The organism is Nonomuraea deserti (genome assembly GCF_004348685.1).
In the GTDB taxonomy this organism is placed as follows: Bacteria; Actinomycetota; Actinomycetes; order Streptosporangiales; family Streptosporangiaceae; genus Nonomuraea; species Nonomuraea deserti.
In genome coordinates this window covers 22579-49132 of the sequence record NZ_SMKO01000059.1, presented here as the reverse complement: position 1 = coordinate 49132, position 26554 = coordinate 22579, and the positions used below count along the sequence as shown (strand labels likewise).

27 protein-coding genes and 3 pseudogenes are annotated in these 26554 nt (G+C 69.3%); 17 read left to right on the top strand and 13 right to left on the bottom strand.

What is annotated here, in order from left to right; genetic code table 11:
- Positions 1–133 precede the first annotated feature (133 nt).
- Positions 134–373, bottom strand: a complete 240-nt coding sequence (locus E1292_RS22370) for a hypothetical protein (protein ID WP_132597168.1) — start codon at positions 371–373, stop codon at positions 134–136.
- 104 nt (positions 374–477) lie between these two features.
- On the opposite strand from E1292_RS22370, the gene E1292_RS51275 reads away from it, so the two are divergent.
- A complete protein-coding gene (locus E1292_RS51275) occupies positions 478–645 on the top strand; it encodes a hypothetical protein (protein ID WP_165974674.1) in 168 nt (55 codons plus the stop codon).
- Between the two features lie 5 nt (positions 646–650).
- Here the strand turns inward: E1292_RS51275 and E1292_RS22365 are convergent, their stop codons facing one another.
- The 5 genes from E1292_RS22365 to E1292_RS22345 form a co-directional block, all read right to left on the bottom strand.
- Positions 651–1232, bottom strand: a complete 582-nt coding sequence (locus E1292_RS22365; RefSeq protein WP_132597167.1) for a hypothetical protein — start codon at positions 1230–1232, stop codon at positions 651–653.
- A 100-nt stretch (positions 1233–1332) separates the two neighbouring features.
- Positions 1333–2295: an NADP-dependent oxidoreductase gene (locus E1292_RS22360; RefSeq protein WP_132597166.1), complete on the bottom strand. Its 963-nt coding sequence runs from the start codon at positions 2293–2295 to the stop codon at positions 1333–1335.
- A 354-nt stretch (positions 2296–2649) separates the two neighbouring features.
- Positions 2650–3036, bottom strand: coding sequence for a DoxX family protein (locus E1292_RS22355; RefSeq protein WP_132597165.1), 387 nt, complete (start codon positions 3034–3036; stop codon positions 2650–2652).
- Between the two features lie 95 nt (positions 3037–3131).
- Positions 3132–3605, bottom strand: a complete 474-nt coding sequence (locus E1292_RS22350) for a carboxymuconolactone decarboxylase family protein (protein WP_132597164.1) — start codon at positions 3603–3605, stop codon at positions 3132–3134.
- A gap of 85 nt (positions 3606–3690) precedes the next feature.
- Positions 3691–4572, bottom strand: a complete 882-nt coding sequence (locus E1292_RS22345; RefSeq protein WP_132597163.1) for a sigma-70 family RNA polymerase sigma factor — start codon at positions 4570–4572, stop codon at positions 3691–3693.
- Positions 4573–4845: 273 nt separating this feature from the next.
- Here E1292_RS22345 and E1292_RS22340 point away from each other — a divergent pair, with 273 nt between their 5' ends.
- Positions 4846–5685 (top strand): NAD(P)H-binding protein, encoded by an 840-nt coding sequence (locus E1292_RS22340; protein ID WP_132597162.1) that lies wholly within the window; start codon positions 4846–4848, stop codon positions 5683–5685.
- A gap of 243 nt (positions 5686–5928) precedes the next feature.
- Here E1292_RS22340 and E1292_RS22335 read toward each other — a convergent pair.
- From E1292_RS22335 to E1292_RS22325, 3 genes and pseudogenes are all read right to left on the bottom strand, one after another.
- A pseudogene (locus E1292_RS22335) lies at positions 5929–9085 on the bottom strand (Tn3 family transposase).
- A gap of 167 nt (positions 9086–9252) precedes the next feature.
- Positions 9253–9891: pseudogene (locus tag E1292_RS22330) on the bottom strand (transposase); the annotation flags it as partial.
- Between the two features lie 219 nt (positions 9892–10110).
- Positions 10111–10869: a reverse transcriptase N-terminal domain-containing protein gene (locus E1292_RS22325; protein ID WP_220446998.1), complete on the bottom strand. Its 759-nt coding sequence runs from the start codon at positions 10867–10869 to the stop codon at positions 10111–10113.
- A 306-nt stretch (positions 10870–11175) separates the two neighbouring features.
- Between E1292_RS22325 and E1292_RS22320 the strand changes: the two genes are divergently transcribed.
- From E1292_RS22320 to E1292_RS22265, 12 genes are all read left to right on the top strand, one after another.
- A complete protein-coding gene (locus E1292_RS22320; RefSeq protein WP_165974673.1) occupies positions 11176–12126 on the top strand; it encodes a site-specific integrase in 951 nt (316 codons plus the stop codon).
- The gene (locus E1292_RS22315; RefSeq protein WP_132597159.1) at positions 12123–12698 is read left to right on the top strand and encodes a DUF6262 family protein; all 576 of its coding nucleotides are present in this window, start codon (positions 12123–12125) and stop codon (positions 12696–12698) included. Before E1292_RS22320 ends, E1292_RS22315 begins: the two co-directional genes overlap by 4 nt.
- A 117-nt stretch (positions 12699–12815) precedes the next feature.
- Positions 12816–13031 carry a hypothetical protein gene (locus E1292_RS22310; RefSeq protein ID WP_132597158.1) on the top strand — a complete coding sequence of 72 codons (216 nt, stop codon included), beginning with the start codon at positions 12816–12818 and terminating at the stop codon, positions 13029–13031.
- A gap of 11 nt (positions 13032–13042) precedes the next feature.
- A complete protein-coding gene (locus tag E1292_RS22305; protein ID WP_132597157.1) occupies positions 13043–13666 on the top strand; it encodes a hypothetical protein in 624 nt (207 codons plus the stop codon).
- Positions 13663–14709, top strand: coding sequence for a hypothetical protein (locus tag E1292_RS22300; protein WP_220446997.1), 1047 nt, complete (start codon positions 13663–13665; stop codon positions 14707–14709). Before E1292_RS22305 ends, E1292_RS22300 begins: the two co-directional genes overlap by 4 nt.
- Before the next feature lie 53 nt (positions 14710–14762).
- Positions 14763–15308, top strand: a complete 546-nt coding sequence (locus E1292_RS22295; RefSeq protein ID WP_132597156.1) for a hypothetical protein — start codon at positions 14763–14765, stop codon at positions 15306–15308.
- A 43-nt stretch (positions 15309–15351) separates the two neighbouring features.
- Positions 15352–15609 carry a hypothetical protein gene (locus E1292_RS22290; protein ID WP_132597155.1) on the top strand — a complete coding sequence of 86 codons (258 nt, stop codon included), beginning with the start codon at positions 15352–15354 and terminating at the stop codon, positions 15607–15609.
- 74 nt (positions 15610–15683) lie between these two features.
- On the top strand, positions 15684–16154 hold the full coding sequence (locus E1292_RS22285) for an ArsR/SmtB family transcription factor (protein WP_246090266.1): 471 nt from the start codon (positions 15684–15686) through the stop codon (positions 16152–16154).
- Positions 16151–16888, top strand: coding sequence for a cation efflux transmembrane domain-containing protein (locus E1292_RS22280; protein WP_246090265.1), 738 nt, complete (start codon positions 16151–16153; stop codon positions 16886–16888). Before E1292_RS22285 ends, E1292_RS22280 begins: the two co-directional genes overlap by 4 nt.
- A 76-nt stretch (positions 16889–16964) precedes the next feature.
- Positions 16965–18353, top strand: a complete 1389-nt coding sequence (locus E1292_RS22275; RefSeq protein WP_132597154.1) for a phenylacetate--CoA ligase family protein — start codon at positions 16965–16967, stop codon at positions 18351–18353.
- 65 nt (positions 18354–18418) lie between these two features.
- Positions 18419–18769: a DUF3703 domain-containing protein gene (locus E1292_RS22270; RefSeq protein WP_246090264.1), complete on the top strand. Its 351-nt coding sequence runs from the start codon at positions 18419–18421 to the stop codon at positions 18767–18769.
- Positions 18770–18879: 110 nt separating this feature from the next.
- Positions 18880–19707, top strand: coding sequence for a DUF305 domain-containing protein (locus E1292_RS22265; RefSeq protein ID WP_132597153.1), 828 nt, complete (start codon positions 18880–18882; stop codon positions 19705–19707).
- A 41-nt stretch (positions 19708–19748) separates the two neighbouring features.
- On the opposite strand, the gene E1292_RS22260 is transcribed toward E1292_RS22265, so the two are convergent.
- Entirely contained in the window at positions 19749–20759 is a 1011-nt protein-coding gene (locus tag E1292_RS22260; RefSeq protein ID WP_132597152.1) for a helix-turn-helix transcriptional regulator, read from the bottom strand.
- Positions 20760–20860: 101 nt separating this feature from the next.
- Between E1292_RS22260 and E1292_RS22255 the strand changes: the two genes are divergently transcribed.
- Positions 20861–22105 carry an FAD-dependent oxidoreductase gene (locus tag E1292_RS22255; RefSeq protein WP_132597151.1) on the top strand — a complete coding sequence of 415 codons (1245 nt, stop codon included), beginning with the start codon at positions 20861–20863 and terminating at the stop codon, positions 22103–22105.
- A 92-nt stretch (positions 22106–22197) separates the two neighbouring features.
- On the opposite strand, the gene E1292_RS51270 is transcribed toward E1292_RS22255, so the two are convergent.
- Positions 22198–22599, bottom strand: coding sequence for a site-specific integrase (locus E1292_RS51270; protein WP_165974668.1), 402 nt, complete (start codon positions 22597–22599; stop codon positions 22198–22200).
- 89 nt (positions 22600–22688) lie between these two features.
- Here E1292_RS51270 and E1292_RS22240 point away from each other — a divergent pair.
- Positions 22689–23065, top strand: a pseudogene (locus E1292_RS22240) (M55 family metallopeptidase).
- A 91-nt stretch (positions 23066–23156) separates the two neighbouring features.
- On the opposite strand, the gene E1292_RS54990 reads toward E1292_RS22240, so the two are convergent.
- Complete coding sequence (locus E1292_RS54990) at positions 23157–24401, bottom strand: DUF4158 domain-containing protein (protein WP_132597148.1); 1245 nt, start codon at positions 24399–24401, stop codon at positions 23157–23159.
- Positions 24370–24555, bottom strand: a complete 186-nt coding sequence (locus tag E1292_RS55840) for a DUF4158 domain-containing protein (protein ID WP_132597147.1) — start codon at positions 24553–24555, stop codon at positions 24370–24372. Before E1292_RS55840 ends, E1292_RS54990 begins: the two co-directional genes overlap by 32 nt.
- Before the next feature lie 402 nt (positions 24556–24957).
- Here E1292_RS55840 and E1292_RS22225 point away from each other — a divergent pair, with 402 nt between their 5' ends.
- Positions 24958–26448 (top strand): carboxylesterase/lipase family protein, encoded by a 1491-nt coding sequence (locus E1292_RS22225; protein WP_220446996.1) that lies wholly within the window; start codon positions 24958–24960, stop codon positions 26446–26448.
- Positions 26449–26554: the final 106 nt, after the last annotated feature.

Here is a 26554-nt window from a genome sequence, read left to right as displayed (position 1 = left end):
AGGAGACCGGCCACATTCTCACCCGCCGAGCCCTCGGGGCTTGCTTGAGCCGTGGTGCGGGGAAAGCCCGCTTGCCCGGTTCTGAGGGGGCGGCGGCACGGCAACGTGCCGCCGCTACCCGACACTGGTTTGATCAGGCTGTGAAGGTGTATCCGTCCTGCTGACGGCTTTGGCGAACGCGATGGCTCTCGCGGTCGATGTGGAAGGCCCAGTATTGATCGAGATTGTTGTTGGCGATCACGGCGCGAAGCTTCAAAATGGCCTCGGCTCCGGCCAGTCCCCATCTGGCTCCGATAATCTCCAAGCGGTCGCCGACCAGATTGCGGCGGTTCCCTTCACGACACCGATGGCTATCGGCCAGCACCCGCCCCAACGCCTGGTCGTAGTGGATGAATTCGCGGCGGCTCCTCAGGTAGCGAACGGCGGCCGTGAGGCTCGGTCATGTGGGGCCGATCGGCCGGAGTGATCGCGAGCGCCGTGCTGACCTACTGGCCGACGGTCGTGGCCGCACGGGGAGCACGATGGGCCCATGTACGCGTGTGCATCATCTCGATCGTCATGCCGTTTGCGATCGCCGCCATCGCCGTGGTCGCCTTCATCATCAACGAATCCAACATGCGCGCCGGCTTCCCCAAGGCGCGCTGACCTCCTCACCGCTCATCGCGTGGACCCGGTGCGGCATCTGGCGGGCCGGACATCCAGGCGATAAGGCCTATGAGGGTTAGGACGGGGATGGCGATCAACGCGGGAGAATGCCACTCAGGGGCCATCATTTCAAGATCGCGATCGTCGTTGAGCAGCCAAAACCGTGTCAGGGGAGAGAGCAGCACAGCCACGACGAGAGTCAGTTCGTACAGGATGAACCAGACGCCGGTCGGCACGGTAGACTTGGAGGGCGATCGATGGTTCAGCCGGTCGAGCACGGCGATGAGAACCGCCTCGGCGGCCAGGATCAGGGTGATGCCGAACGTCACATTCCGCGCATGCGCAACCTCCTGCTCCAGCTGTTCCAGCAACGCGTCATTCCATGGCTCTTCGTACCAGGGATTGAGCTTTCCCGTCGGATGGGCGATCAGCTCGAGTGCGATCAGGTTGACCGCGGCGTACAGGACAGGGGCTGCCAGAGCGGTCGAATATATGAGGCGACGTACGTTCATGCGTTGTTGGATGCCGATGTCGGCGTGCAGGTTCCGCTGGATGCCCAGCCGGACAATGAGGACCCGAATCGGCAATGGGTTAAGTTCGTTCTTAAGGGTCAGCGGGCAAACGTGACACCTGCATCCCATCCACAGCTCGAAGCCGGCAACCCAGTGGGCGGTGTTCCGCGGCCGGTCATCCGGCGACAGTGAGCACGATCTTTCCGGTGGTTCGGTTGGTCTCGCCGAGCTCATGTGCCTTGGCCGCCTGCTCGAACGGCAGGACGGTGTCGACCTCGACGCCCAGCCGTCCCGCCTCGACCAGCTCGGCGATCGTCGCCATCGCGGCGTTGTCCGGCTCGACGAGGACGAAGCCCGCCCAGATGCCGCGCTCCCCGGCCTGGCGAAGGAGGTCCTCGTCAGGCTCCGGGTTGAGCTGGGCAAGAGTGCCGCCGTTCCGCAACGTCTGCAGGGAACGCGCCCCGTAGTCGCCGCCGATGCTGTCGATGACCAGGTCAACGTCGCGGACCGTCTCGGCGAAGTCCTCCTCGGTGTAGTCGATCACCTCGTCGGCGCCCAGCGCATGTACGAAGGCGTGCTTGGACCCACGAGCGGTACCGATCACGTACGCGCCGAGATGCTTGGCGAGCTGCACGGCCAGGTGGCCGACCCCGCCGGCCGCGGCATGGATCAACACGCGCTGGCCCAGCTGCACGTTCGCGGTGTCGTGCAGGACCTGCCACGCGGTGAGCGCCGCCAGCGGCAGCGCCGCGGCGTGCACGTGGTCGAGGCCGGCCGGTTTACGGGTGAAGTGCCGCGACGGGGCGGTCACGTACTCCGCGTAGCCGCCCGCCTTGTGCGGGAAGCGGGGCATGCCGAAGACCTCGTCACCAGGCCGGAAGCGGGTGACTCCGAGGCCCACGGCCTCGACCACCCCGGACACGTCCCAGCCGAGGATGGCGGGCGGGTCGCCCAGCAGCCTGCCGACCGTCCGTGACTTCCAGTCCGTGGGGTTGACGCCGGCCGCGTGCACCCGCACCAGGACCTCCGTCGGCATCGGCTCAGCACGGTCAACCTCGGCCAGCGTCAGCACCTCGGGGCCGCCCGCGGACTCCTGAATGATCGCGCGCATCCGCGCCGTCGTCGTGTCTTCGCTCATGGGAGAACCTTCGTGAAAGCGGGAATGAGTGCGCAGCCCATCGTTGGGTTCTTGGACTCTTCTCGCAGGTCAGAGTGAGATGATCTTTTCAGGCTTGTAAGGCATGTTGACTGGCTCCTCACACCTTGGTGCGAGGGGCCAGACGCTCTCGTGGGCATTTGGCGATCTCGGGCGCCTTGACCTCTTCGGAAGGGATCGACTGAGTCGCGTCAGCAGTTCGACGATGCGATCTTCAGCCAGCAGCGCTGCGTCGTGGTCATCCCTGGCTCCTTCACCGCAGCAGCCCGGCCATGTCGCCGACCAGGGCGCGCAGGAGCGGATCGCGGCCCGCATCCCGCCCGGGTGACGGGCCGGTCAGCCGGTGAAGGGTTCCAGTACGAAGCGGCCGATCGCCACGAAGGCGGCCAGGGCAAGGTAGCTCCCGTCCACCAGCGCGGCTTTGGTCTCGCCACGGCGGATCCGCATGATCACGGCGCCGGTCATGAGCAGCGTCAGGCCGCTAGCCGCCAGCGGTACCAGTACCGGCGCGATGCCGAGCAAGGCGGGCAGGATCAGGCCCACGGCACCGAGGACCTCGAGCGCTCCGATGGCCTTAAGGGTGCCGGGCTTGAAGTCGAGGACCCAGCGCGCGGCGTTGGCCATCTGGGCCATCTTCTCCCGTGGCACGAACAGCTTCCCGAAGCCGGAGAACAGGTAGAGGGCGGTCAGCAGGCCGGTGATGATCCACAGTGCGATGTTCATGAGTCTTCTCTTTGGCAGAGTGTCTGGGGGTGGCGGCCGCGGGGCGGACCCGGGGTCCCGGGTCCGCCTGAGAGCCTGAGAGGGGAATGTCCGCGTCAGATGAACTGCTGTCCGGGCTGGTAGTCGCCGCCGGGCGTCCGGGTGATCACGTTCAGCCGGTTGAAGGCGTTGATCGTGCAGATCAGGGCCACCAGAGCCATCATCTGATCCTCGTCGAAGTGCTTGGCCGCGTTCGCCCACGCCTCATCGGTGATGCCGCTGGAGTCGGCGAGGCGGGTGCCCTGATCGGTGAGTTCCAACGCCGCCCGCTCCGCCTCGGTGTAGACGGTCGTCTCCCGCCATGCCCCGACCAGGTTGATCCGCACCATGCTCTCGCCGGCGGCCGCGGCGTCCTTGGTGTGCATGTCAAGGCAGCCGCCGCAGCCGTTGATCTGGCTGGCGCGGATCTTCACCAGCTCCTGCACCGCCTTCGGCAGCGCAGAATCGGTGATGACCTTGTTCGACGAGATGATGTACTTGGCCCACTTCGACCCGACCTCGGTGCCCATCCAGTTGATCCGAGTTTCCATCTCAATCTCCTTCGTCTTCGGATACTTGCACCACTACGACGAAGCACCCCGCCAAGACGTAACAACCCCATGCGACGGACGTGCGCTACTCGGGTCGCGCGGGCAGATTCATGGCGTCGAGGAGCTTGCGGTCGCTCACGGTCAGGAGCTCGACGATCCGGCCGTCGACCACGGTGCACCCCCCCACGCCGAGCACCTTGCCTTTCGCACCCCAGACCACGAACCCAGGCTCGCCGTTGACCAGAACCGCCAGCGCCGAGGTCATCGACCGGATGCCGCGCAGGACCGGACCGGCCACCTCGGCCGCCCCGACCGTGGTCAGCACGCCCTGCGGGTGGTACGTGCGCCAGGTCACCTGCGGATCAAGCAGCCGTACGAGCCCTTCGAAGTCCCCCTTCCGAGCCGCGGCAAGAAATGCGTCGACCACGGCGCGCTGCCGCCGCGGCTCCTCCTCCGGCCGCGACGTGCCCTGCACCTTCCGGCGGGCCCGGCTGGTGAGCATCTTGGTCGCGTCGGCGGACCGGCCGATGATCTCGCCGATCTCGGCGAAGGGCACCGCGAACATGTCATGCAGGACGAACGCCAGCCGCTCGGTAGGCGTGAGTGCGTCGAGCACCACCAGCAGTGCCAGCCCGACCGACTCGGCGAGCACCGCGTCCTCCTCGGGCGCCGCCCCGCCGTCCACCGTCACCACCAGCTCGGGCAGCCAGTCGTCGTACGACAGCTCGGCCCGGTTCTTACGCGAGCGCAGCACGTCGATGCAGACCCGGCCGACCACCGTGGTCAGCCAGCCGGCCAGGTTGTCGATCCCGGCCGCGTCCTGCCGCGCCAGCCGCATCCACGCCTCCTGCACCGCGTCCTCGGCGTCCACCCGCGACCCCAGCATCCGGTAGGCGACCGCCACCAGGCGCTCGCGCTGCTGTTCGAAGGCTCCCGCCAGTGCTTCGTGAGGACCTGATCCGGCCATGTTGTTACCTTCCTCGCGCGAATTCCGTCATGGTCATGACGCGACCGAAGGTGCCGAGGTAACCGTTCGGCGTGCGTCCTGATGGGAGACCGCAATGTCACAGGGATCGGGTCGCCGGCGCCTCATGGTCGTCAGGACGCCGCGCAAACGATCCACGCGCCTCGTGGAACTTACCGCTGACCTCGAATCCACCGGACGGCTGGTCGAGTGACGCGATCGTCACCGACCGGCCCCCGGCTCAAAGAAACCAAGAAACTAAAGGAGATCCCCACCATGATCCTGGTAACCGGTGCCACCGGAAACGTCGGTTCCCACGTCGTCCGCCAACTCCTGGAGGAGGGTGAGAAGGTCCGCGTCATGACCCGCAACCCCAGCGGCCATGCGTTTCCTGACCAGGTCCAGGTCGTGACCGGCGACCTGACCCAGCCGGAAACGCTGTCTGAGGCGCTGTCCGGCATCGAGCGGGCCTTCCTGTTCCCCGTTTTCCAGGGGGTCGACGGATTCCTCGACGTGGCCAAGCGAGCCGGCCTGCGGCATGTCGTGATGCTGTCCTCGGTGTCCGTCACGTGGCCCGAGCCCGGCTGGGTCGGCGAGGTGCACCTGCGGCTCGAACGATCCGTCGAAGCGTCCGGGTTGGCGTGGACCTTCGTGCGGCCCGACGGGCTCACGACCAACGACCTGGTCTGGGCGCCCCAGATCATCGAGGGCGATGTCGTACGCGGACGCTACGGCGACGCCGAGACGGCCCCGATCGACCCGCGCGACATCGCCGCGGTCGCCGTCCGCAGCCTCCTCGATGGGCGTGCCGGCGAGGGGTACTCGGTGACCGGACCGCAGTCGCTGACCCAGATCGACCGCGTGCGCGTCATCGCGGAGACCATCGGGCGGCCGTTGCGGTGGGAAGAGCAGTCCGAGGACTGGTTCCGGGACGAGATGGCCCGCCTCGGCATGCCTGCCCCGGGGATCGACGATTACGTCAACTTGCTCACCGCGAGAGTCGGCAAGCCCACGGAGGCCCTGCCGACGGTCGAACAGGTCACCGGCCGACCGCCCTTCACCTACGCACAGTGGGTTGCCGACCACGCCGCCGCCTTCGGCGCGGCGTCGGCCTGACGGATAGGCGGCACCTGCCGGCCTCCGCGCACGTCCCGAGGACGAGCTCGACGATGACGACCCCCACCTCCTGCTCGCCTTCGTCCAGCTCGTCGACGACGTGTCGAAGGCCGGGTGCCTGTCCTCGCTCATCCCCACATCCTCTGAAAGACCGGCAGAGGGCCGCAAGCGCGCAGCCAGGCCGCCCGCCGCGGACGATTCGCCGGATCCGGCAGGGGTGACAGCCGCCGCAAAGCCAAAGCTCTACACGCGCTCTTCCTCCACCGTGCCCTCGCCGTCGGGCAGGTCGGGGATCTCGCCGAGCTGGCGCAGGCCTTCGGCCGGGGCGGAGGAGGCGATGGCGTAGCGGCCCAGGACGTTGACGTGGGCGTGGCCGAGCGGGCTGAGCCGGGCGGCGTCCTCATCCTTGACCGGCACGCTCTGGGCCCGCAGTTGGTCGACGGCGGCCGACAAATACCTCGAATTCCACAGTGTGACCGCGTTGACGACCAGGCCGAGCGCGGCGAGTTGATCCTCCTGGCCCTCCCGATAAGCCTTCCGGATCTGCCCGCTCGCGCCGTGGCAGATCTTGCGGGCCAGCCGGTGCCGGGACTCTTGCACGGTGAGCTGTTTGTTCAGCTTGCGCCGGTAGGTGTCGTCGATCGGGTCCAGGATGGACAGCAGGTGCAGGGTCTTGTCGATGCGGCCGTATTCGGCGAACGCCTGCCCCAGCGGGGCCGGGCGCCCGTTGCGGGCGAACATGCGCAGCAGGTCGTAGGCGCGGACCTGGTTGGTGACCAGCGATCCGGCGACCCGGGTCATGTCCGACCAATGTGTAGCGATTTTCTGCCGGTTGATCTTGTTGCGGGCGATCGCGTCCAGCGGTCCGTACGTCGGCGTGCTCCCGTCGGGCGGATCGGCGCGCCAGAACCGCTGGTCGCCCAGGTCGGCGAAGCGCGGCGCGAATCGGTAGCCGAGCATGGAGAAGATCCCGAACACCATGTCCGACTCGGAGGCCTGGTCGGTGGTGACGACCTCGGGCTGGGGTCCGGCGTCGATGTTGATCAGGGTGTCGAGGATGTACAGGGAGTCGCGCGGCGTGCCCGGCACGACCATCTGCCCGATCCCCATCACTTGATCATTGACCGCGTTGAGGAGCGTCAGGCCGCGTTTGTAGCCGAAGTACTTCGGGGAGGGCGCGGCGTTGATCGTCTGGACCGGGACGACGAAGCGCAGCCCGTCGACCGAGGCCAGCAGCCCGCCGCCCCACAGCTTCACGATCGGCACGCCGCGCTGGGCCTTGATGAGGATCGCGTTGGCGGCGGCATGGGTTTCGGCGCGCACGTAGTTCTGGTCGACGTGCGAGAGCCGGCCGCGGGTCAGCGCCTCGTCCCCGTCCTTGATCACCGGGGTGAGGCCGACGTTGCAGGCCTCGCTGATCAGCAGAGCCGCCAGCGATCGCGGCAGGTCGTGCATGCGCGTGGAGATGTCGGCCAGATGCGTGTAGGCGTCCAGGAAACCGGTCCAGGAGTGCACCTCCAGCAGCAGCTCGGGCAGGTCGATGCGCGGCAGCATCGCCTGGCAGGCGCCGCGCAGCCACTTCAGCGACGGGCTCTCGCCGAGCGCGCCGAGCTTTTCCACCGACAACCGGGCGTGCCCGTCGGCCGGGGTGACCACCCGTACCAGGGCGTCGTCACCGGCCTCGGCCAGGCGGCCGGCCATCTGCTTCCACGCCGCGTCCAGCGCCAGCAGCTTGGCGTCCAGGTGCGCCTCGACCGGGTCGGTCAGCGACAGCGAGGCCAGCACGTCCTCGCTGATCGCCTCCCACGCAGCGCCGTCCAGCAGATGGGCGCGCGGGTCGGCCCAGCGCAGCGACGGCGCGGGCGAACACGTCCCGCACCTGGAGCGCCCGAAACAGGGCCTCCAGGACGCACACCACATAGGCATCACGATCGACCGTCCCCGCCGGCAGGTCGGGGTTGGCGAAGACCGGCCGTTTCCACGCCGCGCTCACCAGCGAGGCGTCGATCTCCTTCGGCAGCAGGGGCTTGCGGGAGACGTGCCGGCGCGCCAGCTCCGGCAGCCTGCGCACCGCGGCCAGCACCTTGCGGCCGCCCGCCGCGGCCCCCAGCGCCTTCGACTCGCCCAGCAGCTTCAAGAACGGGCGGACGGTGTTGTACTTGTCCACCAGCGCGGCGCGCAGCGCCGCCTCCGCGGCCCCGTCGTCTTCCGGCACGAGCTCTTCGACTGACTCCAGCGCGGCCAGGACCTGTTCCTTGCTCGCGCCGGCCTGCGCGGCGACCGCCGTCCACAACGCGGCCACATCCAGATCGGCGTCCACCTCGGCGACCAGGTCCAGCTGCTCCACCAGCACCCGGCCCGCCCGCGACAGCAGCTTGGAGGCCTTCTCCAGCTTCGGCAGCATCGCCAGCCGCTCGCCCGTCGACTTGCGCCGCGCGGGCGAGATCAACCTGGTGGCCATCAGCAGCGCGAACAAATCCAGGGCGTCGTCGATCGCCTCGGCCTCCAATGACCGGGTCACCGCGAGCATGGTGGCCGTCTTGCGCGGCTCGGACAGCCGGGCCAGCAGCGGCGCCTTGGTACCCGCCCCGTACTTGGCGAGCGTCTTCATCCGCCGGACCGGCACCTTGTCCACCCGCACCCGCCCCAGCCGGAACGCCGCGATGTCGTCCACCCGCTTGAGCGCCTTGGCCATCTCCGTGCCCGACTGCCGCTTGGGCGCCTGCCGCAGCCGCTCCAGCATCGAGATCCGCGCCCCCTCGGGAACCACCAGCAGGCCCGACAGTGCCCGCGGCAACCCCTGCTCGGCGCGCTCCGCCTGGCGTGCGACAGTCGCATACAGGCGCTCATCGGCCCGCTCGCGCACCGAGCCGACCAGCCTCTCCAGCACCGTCACCCCCGGTAGCAGCACTCGGTGCCGGCGAAGCCATGCCACCGACTGATCGAACAGCGCCGTTGGCCCTTCGGCGTGTGTCCACGCCCGGCCGTGCAGGAACGTCCGGAACCGCTTCGCCAACACCCGCGCCTGCCACGACTCACGATCGTCGAAGTCGTGGTAGCCGTAGGCGGCCCGGATCATCTACGCGTGCTCGTATACCGTCTTGGGCCGCTCGCCATACCGTTTCACCTGCGACGGATCCCCGATTCCCAACTGTTCGGCCAGGTAGTCCACCACCGGCCATGGCACCTCCAGGGGGTCCTCCAGGAACAAGCCCTTGTGCCGGACCGTCCCGATCTGGACCGCTACGCCGAGGCGATGCGAATCCTGGCGCGAGCGCGCGATCACTTCCCGGTCGAAGGCGTCCAGGAAGAAGAACTTCTCCAGGTCCGGCAGCGACGGCATCTCCCCGAACGCCGAGTACGCCGTCCTCTGCTCATCAGACAAAAACTCCGCAGGCATGACCGACGACCGTAGGCGCGCCACCTAGCGCCCGGTAACAGCCGGAAACACACCACAAGTCCAGATCTTGAACGGAAATGATCAACCGCAGGACGACCTGCTGAAACGGCCAGCTAAGTTACTCGCGGGTACCGCCAACGGCTGTCCGCAGGTTCCTCAACCCCGAATTCCTTGTGGCCGTCGGCGCGCACCCCGATCAGCACCAGCAGGCAGAGCTTGTGCTCCTCCAGGCGGATGTTGACGTGAATGCCATCGGCCCACAGATAGACGTAGTCGACGCCGGACAGGTCCCGTTCGGCGAACGCTCGCTGCTCGGCCTTCCACTGCTCGGTGAGCTTGGTGATGACCGGTGCCGACAGGCCGTTGGTGGAGCCGAGGAACTGGCCCAGGGCGGGCACGAAGTCGCCGGAGGACAGGCCGTGCAGGTAGAGCAGCGGCAGCACCTCGGTGATGGCCGGGCTCTTGCGTGCCCAGGGCGGCAGGATCGACGAGGAGAAGCGCCGGCGCTCGCCCGTGGCCAGGTCGATGCGTTTGTCGTTGACGCGCGGGGCGCGGACCTCGATGGCACCCGCGCTGGTGAGCACCTGCCGGGGCTCATGGTGACCGTTGCGCACCACCAGGCGGCGACCGCGTTCGTCACGCTCGTCGGCGAACTGCCCGATGTAGGCGTCGACCTCGGCTTTGAGTGCCTCGGCGAGCATCCGGCGGGCGCCTTCGCGGACGATCTCATCGATCAACGTGGGAGACGGGGAGGAGGTGGCCGCGGCGCGGTCGCCGTCGGCGGGGTCAGGGACTACGGTGAGCACGGGTGTGCCTTCCCGACCGACGTTGGCGCGTCGGTCATGCTTGAGGATTCACATGATCATCGGGAAGGTACACCCCTTCCCGACCGATCCACAGGTCCTAAGCATTGCTCGTCGGCTATCTGATCAGCGCCGGAGAGCCCTCGACCAACTCGGCGGCGTGCGTGCCGAGCTTGCGATAGCGGACTCCGGCGGCTTCCTCCATCCCATGTAAGGCCACGTTCAGCAGCAAAGGGCTGACGACCCCGCCCTGCGGGACGCCCTCCTCGGTCGGGGCGAACTGCCCGCGGTCGAGCACGCCCGCCTCAACCAGCCCGCGATCATTCCCCGTCCGGGGAAAGTGCCAAGCCGAGAGAGAAGATGGTCATGATCGATGCGGTCGAACGCCGCTTTCAGGTCCGCGTCCAGCACCCACACACGCTGCGGGTTCTTGCCCTTCAGCGTGAGATAGATCGCTGAGATCGCGTCCTGGCAGCCGCGCCCGGGCCGAAAGCCATACGACTTCGGCTCGAACCGCGCCTCCCACTCGGGCTCCAGCGCGTTGACCACCCGCGCCTGCAGCACCCGATCGACGATCACCGGGATCCCGAGTGGACGTTGTTTCCCGCCTGCCTTGGGGATGAACACCCGCCTGACCTCCCGAGGCGTCCACGACGACGAGCGGTACTGCACCCAGTCGGCCAGATCGGCCTTCATCTGCGGTAACAGCGCAGTCCGCCCGTCCACCCCGGGGGTCTTGCGGCCAGCATTGATCTCCGTCACCCGGCGCACGCTGACCAGCGTGTTCGCCCGTGAGCGGAGCATCAGTTTCTGCAGGTTGCGCACCCGTTTGAGGTCGCCCGCCTGCGTCGCCGTGAAGATCCTCTGCCTCAGACGCCGTACTTGCTCCTCGGCCGTGTGCCAGTCGATCGACGGCCAGTCGAGGGGTTCGTCCTCCGGTCCGTTCGCCACACCGTCGCCGGCCGCAGCCGTAGTGGTCATGGCGTCCAACTTGCCCTTCGGTTCCGACGTCGTCCTCATCGCCTCTTCACAGGCTCACCTGGCCCGCGTCAGCACCCTTTCGGGTTCGAGCAGCGCTCGTATCCGGCCGGTTATCCGAGACGGCCAGCGGAGGAGCTGGCCATGACGTCCCGGTTTCCCGCTGCTTTTCGGCCACCGGCATTGGCTTTTCGGGCCATCCTGCGCCCGCTGGGGAATCGGGCCTTCCTCCGGGTCCCAGTAGTAATCGCGGAAAAACCAACGGATATGGGTTCGGACCTGCATGGATGGCTCTGGGCCCGCCGTCCCATGATCGTGTTTCTCAAGGAGTTCCCGCAGGTCAGCAGCAGCAACGGGCGCCGGCTGCCGATCCTGGCCGAGACGGTGGCCACCGTCCACGCCTGGCTGGCCGTCCGGCAGACGATTGAGCTGCCGAGCGGGTCGGAAGGGTTCCTGTTCCCGCCCGCCGGCGAGTTCGGGCAGGTGCGGCACCTGGAATCCGACCACATCTCGCCGATCATCCGGGCGTTCGCCGACGCGGTCCCGCAACTGCTGGCCGAGGAGTTCGGCCCGGACGGGCGGCCCCTGCCGTTCGACCGCTCGCTGATCTTCCCCTACGCGTTCCGCCACGCCTATTGCCAGCGGCACGCTGATGCGGGAGTGCCGATCGACGTGCTGCGGGAGCTGATGGATCACGCGTCGATGGAGACCACCGCCGGCTATTACACCGTCTCCCTCAAGCGGAAGCGGGAACGGTCGAGGTGGTCAGCCGCCACAGCTTCGACCGGACAGGCCGGGCCCTGCCGGCCTGTTCCGGCGTCGCCTACGAGGAGCGGTCGGTGGCGGTGCCGTTCGGCCTTTGCACCGAGCCGGCCAACATCAGAGCTGGGGGGGAAGGCCTGCGCGGTCCGCTTTCAGTGCGCCGCCTGCAAGTTCTTCGCCCCTGACCCCTCACACCTGCCGGCCATGGACGAGCAGATCGCGGCGATGCGGGCCGACCGGGAGACGGCGATCGCCTGGGAGGTCGACGAGTACGTGATCCGCAACTTCGACGACAACATCCAGGCCATGGAGAAGATCGCCGGCATCGCCCGGGCCAAGCTGGCGAAGCTGCCCGCCGACGAGCGGGCCGCACTGGAGGAGGCCACCGAGGTGCTGCGCATCGTCCGGGCCAAACACGCGCGCGATGGCGTCGGGAGCGGGGCCATCGATCTGGGCATGCCCCGCTTTCCGGGCCGGCGCGGGCAGGAGAGCGCGTGAGCGGGCCCGCCTCAAGCCGCACGCCGGGTGAGGTGCTGCGGGCCTCGCGGCATACCGACAGCCAGGTCAAACGCGGCCGGGTGATGGCCGTACTGGAGGAGCTCAGGACCGCCGGGGAGCCGATCACGTTCCGCGGCGTCGCCCGGGCGGCCGGGGTGTCGCCCTGGCTGGTCTATGCCCAAGGTGTCCGCGAGCACGTCGAGGCCGCGATGGCGGGGCAGGCCAAGGCGGCGCGGCGCGCCGCGAGGGCCGGGGGCAGCGCCTCGGCGGCGTCGCTGGCCTGCGATCTGGAGCTGGCCCGCGCGCAGCTCAAGGAACTGCGCGACGAGCGGGACCAGCTCAAGGCCGCCGTCCAGCGGCATCTGGGGGCGGCGCTGGAGACGGCCGGCACCGCCGAGCTGACGGCGCGGATCAACGAGCTACTGGCCCACGGCGAGCGCCTGGCGGCCGAGCTGGGCGCCGCAGAGGCCGAGAACAGGAAGCTGAAGAGCGAACTGGCCACAGCCGAAGACAACCTGACCGCTGCCCGGGCGAAGCTGAAGAAGATGATCAAAGAGGCCAGTCGCGACTGATGAGGAGCCGGAGCCGGACGGCGTAGTGCATCAGAGCGATCGTTCGGCACACAGGCGCGTACGCGCCCGATTACACTGCGTGCTCGTCTGTCCGCCCGGCTCCGGTGAGGGGTTCGCATGAGTTTCACAGAGCACGACGTGACCGAAGGCCGCCGCCTGATGAACCTCTGCCGCGGCGGTCAGCTCGCGATCGGTGACATCCTGGCCGCCGGGTGGGCGCAGGACGCCGCCGCTCTGGGGGAGTTCTGCGAGCGGATCGGCTTGTCGGTGAGCACCGCCAGGAGTGGCGGGCCACGGCGGCCGCGGTCACTCCGGCGCTGCGCGAGCACCTGAACAGCTGCGGCGTGTTCGTCTCCTACACCGTGCTGCGTGAGGGCGCCCGCGCCCGGGGCGGCCAGGCGTTCGATCCCGGCTACGCCAAGCTGCTGCACCTGATCGAGGATGCGAAGAGGGCGGGCATCGACCGGGTCGGTCATGCCACCTATCAGACGGTCCTGGGCACGGCGCCCTCGCTGGCCGCGGTCACGGACCCGGTGGCACGTGAGCGGGACGAGGTCAGCGACTACCTCACGGAGGTGGACCACAGCCCTCACCGCGACCAGCTCGTGGCGATCCTGGCCAGAGACGAGCAGATCACCCGCCAGGAGCTAGCCGCCGCCGTGGAGGCCGAGCGGGCCCGGCAGGCCGAGCAGCGGGCCGGACGCGGCCCCCAGCCGCCTGCGGCACGCCCCCCGGCGGGCACCGGCGCCGCGCTGGTCGCCGAACTCCTCGCTCTGGCCGGGCAGGCCGCACGCCTCGTCAAGCGCTTCCCGGGGCCGGTGCAGATGGACACCGCGCAGCGGGCCGACGCCGCGGTCACGCTGGTCGATCTGGACGTGTTCCTGGCCTGGGCGCGCCAGACCGCCTCGATCCCCCCGGCGGCCGTCCCGGCGCAGCGCCGCGCCCCGCGCAGGCGCGTGACCGCGTGATGGGCGATGAGGCGCCCGAGCAGGGCCCCGGCGATGCCCGCGACAGTGTCGGCGGCGGTGTCGGCGCCGGTGTCGGCGGCGGTGTCGGCGATGACGGCGAGGATGCCCTGCGCGCGGACATCGCCCAGTTCGTCACGCTGGAGCTCGAAGGCCCGTGGCATATGGCCTACCTGGTCGCCCGGCGGGTCGAACCTGACGCCGGCCACGGCATCGGATTCGAACAAGAGTCCACGAAACGTTTCGGGCCGAAACGTTTCCGGCGCGTCAGCGCCCGGGAGTTCGCCTCCGAGGCAAAGACCAGCGCCAGGCGAGTCTTGGCCTTCTGGCGTGCCTGGAACCGCCTGGCTGACACAGGCGTTGTTCCCCACGCGATGGCGCTGGAGCCGGACCGGGACGTCGAACTGCCCGACGTCAAGAAGTATCCGTTCTATGGCGAGAAGGGCTACTACCGCAGTTCCGACGCCCGGCCCATCTCCGACGAGCGGCGCGATGCGATCGAGCGGGAGGCGGCCAGTTCCGGAACCCGCCCCGCGGCCATCACCTACGTGATCGAACATCCGAAGGCGGTCAAGACCGCGCTGCTGGCCGATGAGAGCGCCCGGGCGGCCGCCCGGGAGGCCCTGGCGGAGTTCGACGCCCGCCAGGCCGCCGCGGATGCGGCCGACCGCGCCGCCGCGGCCGACGTCACCGCCCGGCGGCAGAGCGAGTACGACAGCGAACACAAACACGAACACGGCGAGGCTCTGCGACGCGAGCGAGACGACATCGCCGCCCAGGCCCATGCGGCCCGCGACGGAACACAAGCCGACGCGTCCATGGCCGTCTTCAACGCCATGGCCGAGATCCGCATGGCCGCCTCGCGGGCGCTGGCGCTGCTGCACAAGCAGCAGATCGCCTTCACCGCCGATCGCGCCCAGGCCATCGCCGAACTCTGCGACGGCACCGAGGCGGCCATCGCCGCCGTCCGGGACCTGGCCACCGGCTCCAACCTGGACGACGCCGCGCTGGCGGCGTTCCTGGACGACAGCGGCGGGCTGCTGTGAGCCCGCAGCGCTCGACCCAGCGCAGAGCCCGGCGCAGCTCACGGCGTGACGCGATGGGCTTCACGCCGGCCGAGTACGACGTCGCCGACGTGATGCTCTGGCTGCGCGGCAACCACGGGCGCGAGGTCAGCTACGCCGACATCGCCGCCGGCGTCCGCATCCCCGACGGTTCCCGGCTACGCCAGGCCGTCCGCGTGGTCCGCGACATCGCGGCCCGCCGGGGCGACCGCCTGCAACGGTTCGCACCATCGGCCGACCCCGCCCGGCGCGACGCTGCCGGGCGCCGGGTCTTCGTCACCCGCTACATGCTCTCCGGGCACGGCGACGAGTTCAGCGCCCGCGATGCCATGTCCGCCGCCCGAGCGGCGATGACGGCGACCAAGGACATGCACCGCGCCACCACCTACGAGGCCGCCAACCCCCACTCCATCGCCCGCACCGAGTTCGCCGCGATGGCCCAGGCCGCCGACGAGTGCATCACCAAGGTCGCCGGCCTCGACACGGTCGGTCCGCAAGTGGTCCGGCAAGAGAACACCAGCCTGCTCACCCAGATGATCGCCGAGATGGAAGCCCGGCTCACCGAACCGGCGGCAGGCTGACTGGACCCACCACACACCCCACGACCCGGCCAGGAGCCCCGCCATGACCCCGCTCGAACGCACCCTTGCCAAAGCCCTCACCGAAGTCGTCATCAGGCTTGATGGCGGCGACGACGACGCCATCACGCCGACGGCCGCGATGGAGGTCCTGAAGCCAGTGATCGCCCTGCTGCAGGATCTCCCCGAGCAGGACCGGCAAGTCCTCGCCGACCTGATCAACCAGTGCGCGCAACAGGAAACCGACCCTGAGCGGCGTCTGACGGCCTGGGAAACGCCCGAAACCCTGGGGCTTCTGGCCTGAGGAGCCACTGCTCGACATTCCGTCTCGCGCCCACCCCTTGCCAATACATAACCAAACCGGGCTATCATCGTTATATGGCGATTGATAGTGATGCTGGCCGCTGCGTCAGCACCGACATCGCCGCCGGCATCTCCCCGGCGGCAGCGTTGTTCCACTCCCTGGCCGATGAGACCCGGCTGCGCATCGTTCAGCGGCTGGCCCGCGGCGAGGCCCGCGTGGTCGACCTGACCGCCGAACTCGGCCTGGCCCAGTCCACCGTGTCCAAGCACCTGGCCTGCCTGCGCGACTGCGACCTGGTCGACTACCGCGCCGAAGGGCGCCAGTCCTTCTACTCCTTGACCCGGCCCGAGCTGATGGACCTACTCGCCTCCGCCGAACACCTGCTGGCCGCCACCGGACACGCCGTGGTGCTCTGCCCCGTCCACGGCACCACACACGGCGCAACCGACGCGCACAGCGCTCTGCGAGCCGAGCTCGACCAGGACCTCGAGCACCTCGGCGAACCGGCAGACGGCGAGAACGTGACAGAGGAGGCGGTGTCATGACCACGCTGAACCTGCCCGCCCCGGACCGGCGGACATTACTGCAGCGCCGCATCCGGCTGCTGGTCGCCGCGACCATCACCTACAACGTGATCGAAGCGGCCGTGGCCATCACCGCCGGCACCATCGCCTCCTCGGCCGCGTTGATCGGCTTCGGCCTGGACTCCGTCGTCGAGGTCGCCTCGGCCGCCGCGGTCGCCTGGCAGTTCTCCGCCGCCGACCACGAGAAGCGCGAGAAGACGGCGCTGCGCGTCATCGCGATCTCGTTCTTCGCGCTGGCGGCCTACGTCACCTTCGACGCCGTCCGCGCCCTGCTCGGCGTCGGTGAGGCCGAACACTCCACCCCCGGCCTGATCCTGGCCGCCGTGTCGCTGGTCGTCATGCCGTTCCTGTCGGCCGCGCAGCGGCGCGCCGGCCGCGAGCTCGGCTCCGCCAGCGCGGTGGCCGACTCCAAGCAGACCCTGCTCTGCACCTACCTGTCCGCGGTCCTGCTGGTGGGGCTGGCGTTGAACAGCCTGTTCGGCTGGTCCTGGGCCGACCCGATCGCCGCCCTGGTCATCGCCGCCGTCGCGGTCAAGGAAGGGCGCGAAGCCTGGCGCGGGGACGCCTGCTGCGCCGTCCCCATCGCCGGCGCCCGCGAGCAGGCCGACCAGCAGGCCGACCAGCAGAGCGACGAGCACTGCGCTGACGGCTGCTGCGCCCCCACGACCATCCAGCCGAAGGGAACCACCTCATGATCGGCCGTCCGATGCCCGCCCCCGTCAAGCAGGCACCGCGGTGACGACCTCGACGAAGCTCTCGACAGTGCGGTTGATGGCCGATGCCTGGGCGGCCAAGCGGGGCGGCCAGCGGGCGATGGCCCGCCGGCAGCGGGCCCGGCTGGCCGCGCTCATCGCGCACGCGCGCACCCGCTCGCCCTACTACCGCCACCTCTACAGGGGATGGGGAGTGCCCACCGGCGTGAGCGACCTGGCCGCGCTGCCGGTCACCGACAAGCGTCGGCTGATGGACGCCTTTGACGACTGGGTCACCGACCCTGCCATTACCCTGGAGGCGGCGCGCGCCTTCGCCGACGACCCCGCGGTGATCGGCCGCCCCTTCGCCGGCCGCTACACGCTGAGCACCACCTCCGGCACCACCGGCACGCACGGCATCTTCCTGCAAGACGCCCGCGCCACCGCGGTCACCGGCGCGATGATGGCGCGCATGCTGACCGGCTGGCTCACCGCTGGCGACGTGGCCCGGATCGCGGCCGGGGGCGGGCGGATGGCGCTGGTGATCCCGGAGGGTGGGCACTTCGCCTCCACGGTGGCAGCCGCCCGGCTACGCGGCCGCTCCCGCCTGGCCGCCTTCAGCGTCCACCAGCCGCTGGAGGAGCTCATCGAGGCGCTCAACGCCTTCCGCCCGGCGGTGCTCGCGCCATACGCCAGCGTCGGCGCTCTGCTGGCCGGAGCGGCCGAAGCCGGACAACTGCGCATCAATCCGGCCTTGGTCATCTTGACCGCCGAGGGCCTGCCCGGTCCGGAGTATGCGCGAATCAGCCGCGCCCTGGGCGGAACAAAGGTGCGCACCAGCTACGCCGCCAACGAATGCCCCTTCCTCAGCTACGGCTGCGCCGAGGGCTGGATGCACGTCAACGCCGACTGGGCCATCGTCGAACCGGTCGATGAGCAGTATCGGCCAGTGGCTCCGGGCGAGGTCTCCCACACGGTGCTGCTCACCAACCTGGCCAACCACGTCCAGCCGATCCTGCGCTACGACCTCGGCGACGCCGTGGTGGCCCGCCCGGATGCATGCCCCTGCGGCAACCCAGGCCCCGCCTTGCGCGTTCAGGGGCGCGCCGCCGACCTGCTCACCTTCCCCGGCCCGGACGAGAGGCCGGTCACCCTGGCCCCGCTGCCGCTGGCCACATTGCTGGAGGCGGTGCCTGGCCTGGAGCTGTTCCAGATCGTCCAGACCAGCCCCGCCACGCTGCGGCTGCGGCTGCTCCCGGCGCCCGGCATCGACCCCGAGGCCCTATGGCAGTCCACCCAGACCCGGCTCAGCGAGCTGCTGGCCCGCCACCGCCTCGGCCACGTGCGGCTCGAGCGCGCGGCCGAGCCGCCGCAGCACAGCGCGGGCGGCAAAGTGCGAACCGTCATCCCCGCCCCCGGCCCCAAGGCCAGAGCCGAGACCGACATGGTCAGTCCCGAACGCACATGACTGACGAGCACGACCGACACGACGATCACCGACACGACGACCACCGACACGACGATCAAGGAGGCATGATGGTCGGCCGGATGCCCGCACGGGTCCGCGCGGCCTACCAGGCCGAGATGCGCGCCGCTCGCACCACCACGCACGCCGAGGCGCGCTGGCGGCACTTGGAGCGCGCCCACATCCTGTCCCAGCCCTGGCCCTGGCCGCACACCGCCAACCACATCGCGATGTTCACCCTCGCCGTCCGCCAGCGTGACCGCCGCGAAGCCTTCGGCCAGGTGATCCGCATCGTCGTCGCGGCGCCTGGCTCGGCGCTGGGCCGTTATCCCGAAGGCAACACCGGCCGCGCCCGCGTCGGCCTCACCCAGCCCATGCCCGTTCCCGACGACCTGGCCGCCGTTCTCCGGACCGTCTGAAGCCAGCTCAAGGAGCACATCAGTAGACCAGGCACCCCACGGGCGGATGTGGTGCGTTACCCCAGGCTGGAGGGTAGTGGGACCCTCTGAGCAGGGTGTTGGAGGCCGAGATGAAACGCTCGGTGCTAGCGGGGATCACGGCCGGCTCGGTGCTGACGGCCACGGCGGGAACCGGCATCGCGGCGGCCTGGCAGCAGACCGCTGGGCCGACCGGCTGGGGCATGATGGGGTCGACCAGCTCCATGCATGGGGTGAACGTCAGAGATGAGGCCGACTATCTGACCCACATGGTCGCCCACCACCAGGAGGCGGTGGCCGCGGCCAAGCAGCTGCAGCGCTCCGGCCGGGCCGAGATGCGCACCTTGGGCGCCTCGATCGTCAGCTCGCAAAGCGCCGAGATCGCCACGATGAACAAGTGGCTGGCCACCTGGTATCGCGGGCATTCGCCGACGACCGACTACCACCCGATGATGCGCGATCTGTCGAAGCTGTCCGGCGATGCGCTGGATGAGACGTTCCTGCGCGACATGATCCCGCATCACATGATGGCGGTCATGATGTCCCAGCAACTGCTCATGCACGGAGGCGTCCAGCACGAGCCGGTCGCCACCTTCGCCGCAAAGGTGCGCGACGACCAGCACGCCGAGATGTTCCAGATGCGCAGTATCTGGCTGACTGGTTCGGCGGCGCGGGCATGCCCTGCCCCATGGGCAGCTGACGGCGGCGGCCGCGGCCTACCTACTTGCCTTACATGGCTTACAGACGTTCAAGCGGCTGACCAGCTAGAACGCTTGAATACTCCAGATAACCATCGTACAGCCGCCATTGCAGCGTCGCGCTCGTCGCCCCGGTCAGCTTGGCCGTCAGGTCGATCGTGGTCTGCTGCCAGGCGCACTCATCGGCGGCGACGTCCCGCTCCCACACCACCTTGCCGTTGAGGGGAAGCCCATACCCGTTGGAGTTTCAGACCGTCAGGCCGTCACGCGTTCTCGACGGAGCCAGTCGCTACTGCTCGCCACCTGCGCACGAGCCGGCGGCAGGCTCGTCTCAGCTCGACGGGTGTCACATGATCCAGATCGGCGTCGAAGGTGGCGAGAAGCCCGGCGACACCCGCCCAGGACCACGCCCCGATCGTGAGGCGGCAGTGATCGGGGCCGAGGTGCTCAACAACCGATCCGCCGGGTGCCCAGCGTGCGACGGTTTCAGCGGGCAGATTCAGGCGTGCCGTACCGGTGCACTGCCAGGTGGCGGGGGTATCGCCGCGGTCGTGGCTGGTCATGACGAAGCGTGCGACGTCACCGCCGGGCAGGTCTCTGGGCGTGAAGGGGAGGCCGGTGGGCGGGTGCAGGTGGAGGCGGTCGAGGCGGCGTACCCGCCAGTTGCCGTCGGCGACGTCCCAGGAGACGAGGTACCACCGTCCAGCCCAGATCACCAGGTGATGAGGTTCGATCCGGCGAGCGGGGGCGAAGTCGTCATCGCCCGGAGCCGGGCGGGTGCCGTCGGCTCTCACCGTGTCGACGATCAGGAGGTGGCGGTGGCGCACCGCGCTTCCGGCGGCTTTGAGTCTCTCGGAACCGATGGGGGGCGCCGGGAACTCCCAATAGTTCTGCAGGCTGGTCACGTGCAGCGACTCCATGGCCGTCCGTAGCCTGGCCGGCATGACGCGTTCGATGGTGTTCAGAGCGCGTCTCGCGTCCTCGCCGAGTCCGAAGATGCTGCTGGGCGCGGTCTGCAGAGCCACCGTGATCGCGAGCGCCTGCTCGTCGTCGAACAGCAGGGGTGGCAGGGTGCGCCCGGGGCCCAGCCGGTACCCGCCGGCTGGGCCGTGGATGGTGACGACGGGGTAGTCGAGGGCCCGCAGAGTCTCGATATCGCGGCGGACGGTGCGCTCGCTGACTTCCAGCCGCAAGGCGAGCTCGCTCAGCGACCAGCATCGGGGGGTCGCGAGCAACGACAGCAGGCGCAGTGCGCGTCGTGAAGTGTCGGCCACGTGCCCATCATGCATCCGATGATGGCCATCCCGTGTCCACTACTGGTGGCACTGTGTCCAGTAAGACCGTGTCAGCGAGCTAAAGGGAAGTCGTGCTCAGAATGCGTATTATCGTCGTCGGGGGCGGAATCGGCGGTTTGGCGCTGGCCGCAGGGCTGCGCCGGCATGGGTTCAACGTGGCGGTCCTCGAGCGTGACACCGATGTCACGGCAACCGGGGGCTACCACATCACCCTCGACGGGCGGGCCCAAGAAGCCCTGCGCCAGCTCGTCCCACCGAAGATCGTCGAACAGCTGCTGGCCTCCTCATCGGCGCTCCGGCTACGCGACCCGGACGCGCTCTGGGACCGGCACGGCCGTCTCCTGGGCTACGGGCCTCAGCTGGCCGACAGCCCGAGCGTGGACATCGACCGCATCACGTTGCGGACCCTCCTTGCCGAAGCGGTCGGCGAGGATCTCCACCTAGGGCAGACGGTCACCGGCCTCGGGTACGCCGACGACGGCACACCGCAGGTCGTTCTCGCCGACGGGGCGATCCGTCAGTGTGACCTGCTGGTGGGGGCGGACGGTACCCACTCGCTGGTCGCCCGGCACCTCGCTGGCGGCCCGACGAGCGCACCCGCCGGGATCGTCGGCTTTTCCGGCAGGACGGCGGCCGAGAACCTGAGCCCGCCGGAGCAGCAGCGGCTCGGAACGCGATCGGGAATGGTCATCGCTCCTCGGGGCGCGGCACTCTACGTCGGCTTCCTCGACCCCGTGGGCAATGCCGTACTCGATGCCCCCGACCAGCGTGCCGCGATCACGAGCGGCCCCACCTACATCTGGGGCGCCATGTTTCCCGAGTCCGCCGAGACCGACTCTATACGCGGACTTCGCGGGGAGGAGTTGCGGGATGCGTTACTGGCCAGATTCCGCCGCCAAGGATGGGGAGAACGCCCCCTCGAGGTCATCGTCAAGGCCGATCCCGGCAGTATCGCCGCGTTCCGCTTCAACGCCGCCTCCTCACGCGTGAGGGACCTCGCTCCCTGGCCCGCCGGTCGCATCACCGCTTTGGGTGATGCCGTGCATGCCACCCCGCCGACCGCTGGCATGGGAGCGGGCGCTGCCATCCGCGATGCCGCCAGCCTGCTGACGCACCTGCGTGAGGTCATCGACGGCTCCTGCACCCTCCCCGTGGCCGTCAGCCAGTTCGAGGCGGGCATGCGGGTGCGTGGCAGCGAGATTCTCATTTTGGCTATGCGGACTGTCCGCTGGATTCTGGCCACCGACACTCCGTTGGGTGCGGCGGTCACTGCTGCGGCAGCCCCTGTGATCGCGGCAGTCAGCCAGCTCAGGCGTCAGCGCTGAACCCGATCCCTTCCTGGCCCGTATGGGGGGTCTGACCGAGATACGTGCCAAAGGGGCAACGAGATGATCTTGAAGCCCTGATCCGCTCGGATTTACGTGCGGCGGCGTGCAGCGGGGTCGCGTTCGGCGACGTGCCGGGCGACCGAGTCGACGCCGGGGCGGGCGTATCGCTCCAGGGAGCGGACGGAGGCCTGGCGGGAGCGGGCCAGCAGCATCGGGGTCGAGGTACCGTCTTCGGCGTCGTGCGTCAGAGCACTGTGCCGGAGCCGGTGCAGGGTCCAGCCGTCCAGGTCCTCGATGTCGTCGGGTGAGGCGAGGGGGTTGGCCAGTAGCCGGGTGTTCTCCTCGAAGATCTCCTCAGCGCGGCGGTAGGAGAGCCGGGCCCTGCCGGTCTCCGGGCACACGTCGAGTGTCGGGGTTCCGGCCGGGGCCTTGCGGTCGGTGAGGAACAGCGGGCCGCGGGTGCAGGCACCGGTGGCGCGGTGCTCGCCCACACCATGGCCGACGCCGTCCTCGACGTCCGCACAACGGCACCTCGCACGGCGAGATCGGTATCAACACGCTACTGGCCGGCTCCTACGGCGTGCCCGTCGTGCTGGCCAGCGGCGATGAGGCGGCATACGCGGAGTTCAAAGCCCTGGCGCCCCAGGCCGCACCGTGCCGGTCAAACGCGGTCTCGGCCAGCACGCGGCCGACGGCATGCACCCCGACGAAGCGCACGAACGCCTGCAGCGCGGCGCCAGCCAGGCGATGCGATCGCACGCCACCACAGCACCGGCCTCGGTGCCACAGCCGCCCCGCCTCGAGGTCGACCTGCACCAGCCGCGCACGGCGGACCTGGCCGCTCTCCTGTCCGGCCTCACCCGGAGCGGGCGCACCGGCGCCTTCGACGCCGAGACCATGACGGCCGCCTACGGCATGCTCCACGTCATCGCCGCGCTCACCCAGAACGGGCCGTAGGTACCCAGGGGGTGGCCCGCGCCCGGCGCAAGCCACCCCTACGATCAACCGCCTGCGCCCTCTCCCTGCAGAAGGCGCGGCCCAGAACCTGTCAGGGCGTCAGCCCCAGCTCGCGAAGTTGCGCGGGCCGCAGCGGCCGCCAGCCGCTGGTGTCGAGCTTGGCCAGCTCCGCCTCCACGTCGACATTGATGACGCCGAAGAAGTTGATGTTGTCGCTGTGGCCGGGCGAGGTGTGCGACAGGATCTCGTCGCTCACCTCCCGGCCCTGGGAGCGCAGCTCCAGCACCGCTCTGGAATAATATTCTGTCGTCCAGGCGACCACGGAGTTGGTCAGCAGGGTCAGGCACCACGCCTGCTCGGTCTGCTGCTCCAGGTGCGGCTGGAAGTCGATCGCGGCCAGCACGTTCGGCGTGAACTGGCGCAGGTAGGTGTAGGAGGACTCCAGCTCCGACAGCCGGCCGTGGTCCCGGGGCAGCGGCGTCCACGCATCAGAGGTGATCTCCCGCAGCCGCTGCATGCCGATCCGCTCGCGCAGCATCCCGCCCACCTCATCATCAGGGATCGACGGATCGGCCAGCACCGGAAGGATCACGTCCATCACCAGCTGCCGGGCCTCACCCTTCTTGGCCCGCTCGACCAGCGCCTCATCCGTCTTGGACTTCGCCCGCGACTCCCGCGCGCTGACGGCCTGATCCAACAGAGCCACCACCTCATCGAGTTGGTCGACCGCGGCCTGGGCGACGAACGCCAGCAGGATCGGGAACTTACGTTCCTTGCGCCGCTCCAGCCCCTGGTTGGTCGAGCGGCGCGCCACCTGCGCCAGGAACCGGCGCCGCTCGTTCGGCAGCACCGACACATCCATCTGGTGGGCGTCGATCGCGCGCAGCCAGGTCAGCTTGTCGATCGCGGTCTTCACCGACGTCGACGAGGCGTCCCGGGCCGGGCTGACCAGCCACTCCAGCCGAGTCATCCCCAGCCCCGCATCCACGACCAGCATCCGTTCCAGGTCGGCGCGGACCTCAGCGGTCAGCAGGTGCCCCACCAGCTGCGAGGTCAGATCAGAGGCCGCCTTGCGCGCCGTGCCGACCATCTTGGCCAAGATGAGCACGCCGGGCCGGATCACCTTGGCCGCCATCAGATACTCGCGCGCCAGGTTGAACAGCAGCGTCGGCGAGTCGTGCTCCATCGCCCGGTCCAGCAGGAACTGCTCCAGCTCCTTCATCGCCTGGCTGCCCGCCGGAGCTGTCTGCCACTCCAGATACTTGGCGATCAGGCCCAGATGATCCGAGCGGGTCTGATCGCGCTTACCGTACAGCCGCAGCGCCGCCGGGGTCACCCCCCAGCCGCTCGGCCACCCGTGCCACCGCCACGGCCGGTGCGGCGGTCACGTCGTCGGGTACGAACCCGAGCCAGGGCAGTGTGCACAGCTGGACCAGCATGCCCAGCCGGTCGACCGGATGTGGCCTTCCCCGGGTCGACGAAGGCCACATCCGCCGCCGTCGGCGTGAAATGCCGGATCAACTCATCGCTGGCGATCTCCGGGTACGAGCGCAGCTGCTCCAGCTGCTCCTCGGAGAACATCTTCTCGGACAAACGCACCACCTCTACCTGCCGTATCGGACGAAACCGGAACGAACGTAGCGGCAGTGATCACTAACTCGTCAAATGCAACCGTTTCCCCAGTTCAGGGGCTATTTCGCTGGAAATTTCTTCATTGCTACCGGGACCCCCTCATGGTGCGTGAGGACGCCGCATGGAGACGATCGGGGCGGGACCACCCCGGGCCGGAACATTCGTGCAAGACGCCCCGACCTGAGCTTGTGATGCTCGATCCCGTGGCCGGCACGGCTCCACGTGCGGAGGCCGCGGAGCTCCGAGCGACAGGAGAGGGAATGACGAAGACCGAGGACAGCGCACCAGAGGTTCAGGTGGCGAGTGGCCGCCTGCGGGGCCGGATGGACGAGGGAGCGGCGGCGTTCCTCGGGATCCCGTACGCCGCCCCGCCCTTCGGGCCGCGCCGCATGCGGCCTCCCGAGCCGCCCGTACGGTGGGAAGGCGAGCGCAGCGCCACCGACTACGGGCCGACCTGCCCGAAAGCCAACGACGGGCCGGAGAGCTCAGCGCTGTTTCCGGAGGTCGTGATCCCTGGCGAGGAATGCCTCAACCTCAACGTGTGGACCCCCGATCCCCGGCGATCCGGCTTGCCGGTGCTGGTCTGGATCCACGGCGGCATGTTCACGAAGGGGTCCGGGTCCGTCGCCGGCTACCGCGGCACCTCCTTCGCCCGCGACGGGGTCGTGTGCGTCACGATCAACTACCGGCTCGGTGCCGAGGGCTTTCTCCGCCTCGATGACGGCACCGTCAACCTGGGGTTGCTGGATCAGATCGCCGCGCTGGAGTGGGTCCAGGGCAACATCGCCGCCTTCGGCGGGGATCCGGGGAAGGTGACCGTCGCCGGCCAGTCCGCCGGGGCCGTGAGCGTCATCGCCCTCATGGCCATGCCCCGCGCCCGAGGCCTGTTCCGCCAGGCGATCACCCAGAGCGGGGCGGCGGCCCAGATACTCACGGCTGAGACCGCCGCGGACATGGCCTCGAGGCTGGCCGGGTCTCTCGGGGTCGCCCCGACCCGGGAGGCCCTCGGCCGGGTGCCGGTCGAACGGCTCACCCGGGCGGCGTCCGCCCTCCTCAGGGAGGTCCAGACCGCCGCCGATCCGGCCACGTGGGAAAGCCTCCCCTTCGCCCCTGTCGTCGACGGCGACACCCTTCCCGACCACCCGCTCGACGCGTTGAGAAGGGGCGCCGGCGGTGACGTGCGGCTCCTGGCCGGATGGAACCGCGACGACACCCGGATCGGCCTCGTCCCCACCGGCATGATCGACTTCGTCGACGAGTCCATCCTCTCCGCGGCCGTGAGCGCCCTCGGCACGCCCGACGGGACGGTCGAGCGCTACCGGGCAGCCCGGCCGGAGGCAGGCCACGGGGACCTGCTCGCTGCCGTGACCACCGACTGCTTCGTTCGGACTCCAACGGTCCAGGTCGCCGAGGCACGGTGCGCGGCCGGCGTAGCCGACACGTGGATGTACCGCTTCGACCACGAGTCGCCGAGCTTCGGCGGCCGCCTCGGCGCCGCCCATGCGGTGGAGATCCCGTACGTGTTCGACCTCCTCGACGAGAAGTCCAGCCGCGCCCTCATCGGCGACGAACGATCGCAGGTCGTGGCCGATACGGCCCACGGCGCCTGGGTTCGTTTCGTCGCCGACGGCGACCCGGGCTGGCCCCGCTACGACCTGGCCGACCGGTCGACCGCGCTGATCGACGAGGGAATCACCGTCGTGCACGACCCCGACGGTGCCGAAGGGTGGCCGGGGGCCGGCCGACACTGATCGGGAGTTGCCGGAGATCCTTACGGGCATCGGGGTGCGCGTTGCTGCGCGCCTGACATATCCGGAAAAGGGCCGCGTTGCGCGCCACCGCGACCTGGCTCCTACC

Excerpts from the sequence above, each read along its gene's own strand:
- E1292_RS22355 (WP_132597165.1), bottom strand. The coding sequence starts at position 3,036 with ATGAACATCGCACTGTGGATCATCACCGGCCTGCTGACCGCCCTCTAC.
- E1292_RS22320 (WP_165974673.1), top strand. The coding sequence starts at position 11,176 with ATGATCGTGTTTCTCAAGGAGTTCCCGCAGGTCAGCAGCAGCAACGGG.
- E1292_RS22345 (WP_132597163.1), bottom strand. The coding sequence starts at position 4,572 with ATGGCCGGATCAGGTCCTCACGAAGCACTGGCGGGAGCCTTCGAACAG.
- E1292_RS22340 (WP_132597162.1), top strand. The coding sequence starts at position 4,846 with ATGATCCTGGTAACCGGTGCCACCGGAAACGTCGGTTCCCACGTCGTC.
- E1292_RS22290 (WP_132597155.1), top strand. The coding sequence starts at position 15,352 with ATGACCCCGCTCGAACGCACCCTTGCCAAAGCCCTCACCGAAGTCGTC.
- E1292_RS22275 (WP_132597154.1), top strand. The coding sequence starts at position 16,965 with ATGGCCGATGCCTGGGCGGCCAAGCGGGGCGGCCAGCGGGCGATGGCC.
- E1292_RS22265 (WP_132597153.1), top strand. The coding sequence starts at position 18,880 with ATGAAACGCTCGGTGCTAGCGGGGATCACGGCCGGCTCGGTGCTGACG.
- E1292_RS22360 (WP_132597166.1), bottom strand. The coding sequence starts at position 2,295 with ATGAGCGAAGACACGACGACGGCGCGGATGCGCGCGATCATTCAGGAG.
- E1292_RS22285 (WP_246090266.1), top strand. The coding sequence starts at position 15,684 with ATGGCGATTGATAGTGATGCTGGCCGCTGCGTCAGCACCGACATCGCC.
- E1292_RS55840 (WP_132597147.1), bottom strand. The coding sequence starts at position 24,555 with ATGTGGCCTTCGTCGACCCGGGGAAGGCCACATCCGGTCGACCGGCTG.
- E1292_RS22310 (WP_132597158.1), top strand. The coding sequence starts at position 12,816 with ATGAGTTTCACAGAGCACGACGTGACCGAAGGCCGCCGCCTGATGAAC.
- E1292_RS22295 (WP_132597156.1), top strand. The coding sequence starts at position 14,763 with ATGGGCTTCACGCCGGCCGAGTACGACGTCGCCGACGTGATGCTCTGG.
- E1292_RS22270 (WP_246090264.1), top strand. The coding sequence starts at position 18,419 with ATGATGGTCGGCCGGATGCCCGCACGGGTCCGCGCGGCCTACCAGGCC.
- E1292_RS22225 (WP_220446996.1), top strand. The coding sequence starts at position 24,958 with ATGACGAAGACCGAGGACAGCGCACCAGAGGTTCAGGTGGCGAGTGGC.
- E1292_RS22280 (WP_246090265.1), top strand. The coding sequence starts at position 16,151 with ATGACCACGCTGAACCTGCCCGCCCCGGACCGGCGGACATTACTGCAG.
- E1292_RS22255 (WP_132597151.1), top strand. The coding sequence starts at position 20,861 with ATGCGTATTATCGTCGTCGGGGGCGGAATCGGCGGTTTGGCGCTGGCC.
- E1292_RS22325 (WP_220446998.1), bottom strand. The coding sequence starts at position 10,869 with ATGACCACTACGGCTGCGGCCGGCGACGGTGTGGCGAACGGACCGGAG.
- E1292_RS22350 (WP_132597164.1), bottom strand. The coding sequence starts at position 3,605 with ATGGAAACTCGGATCAACTGGATGGGCACCGAGGTCGGGTCGAAGTGG.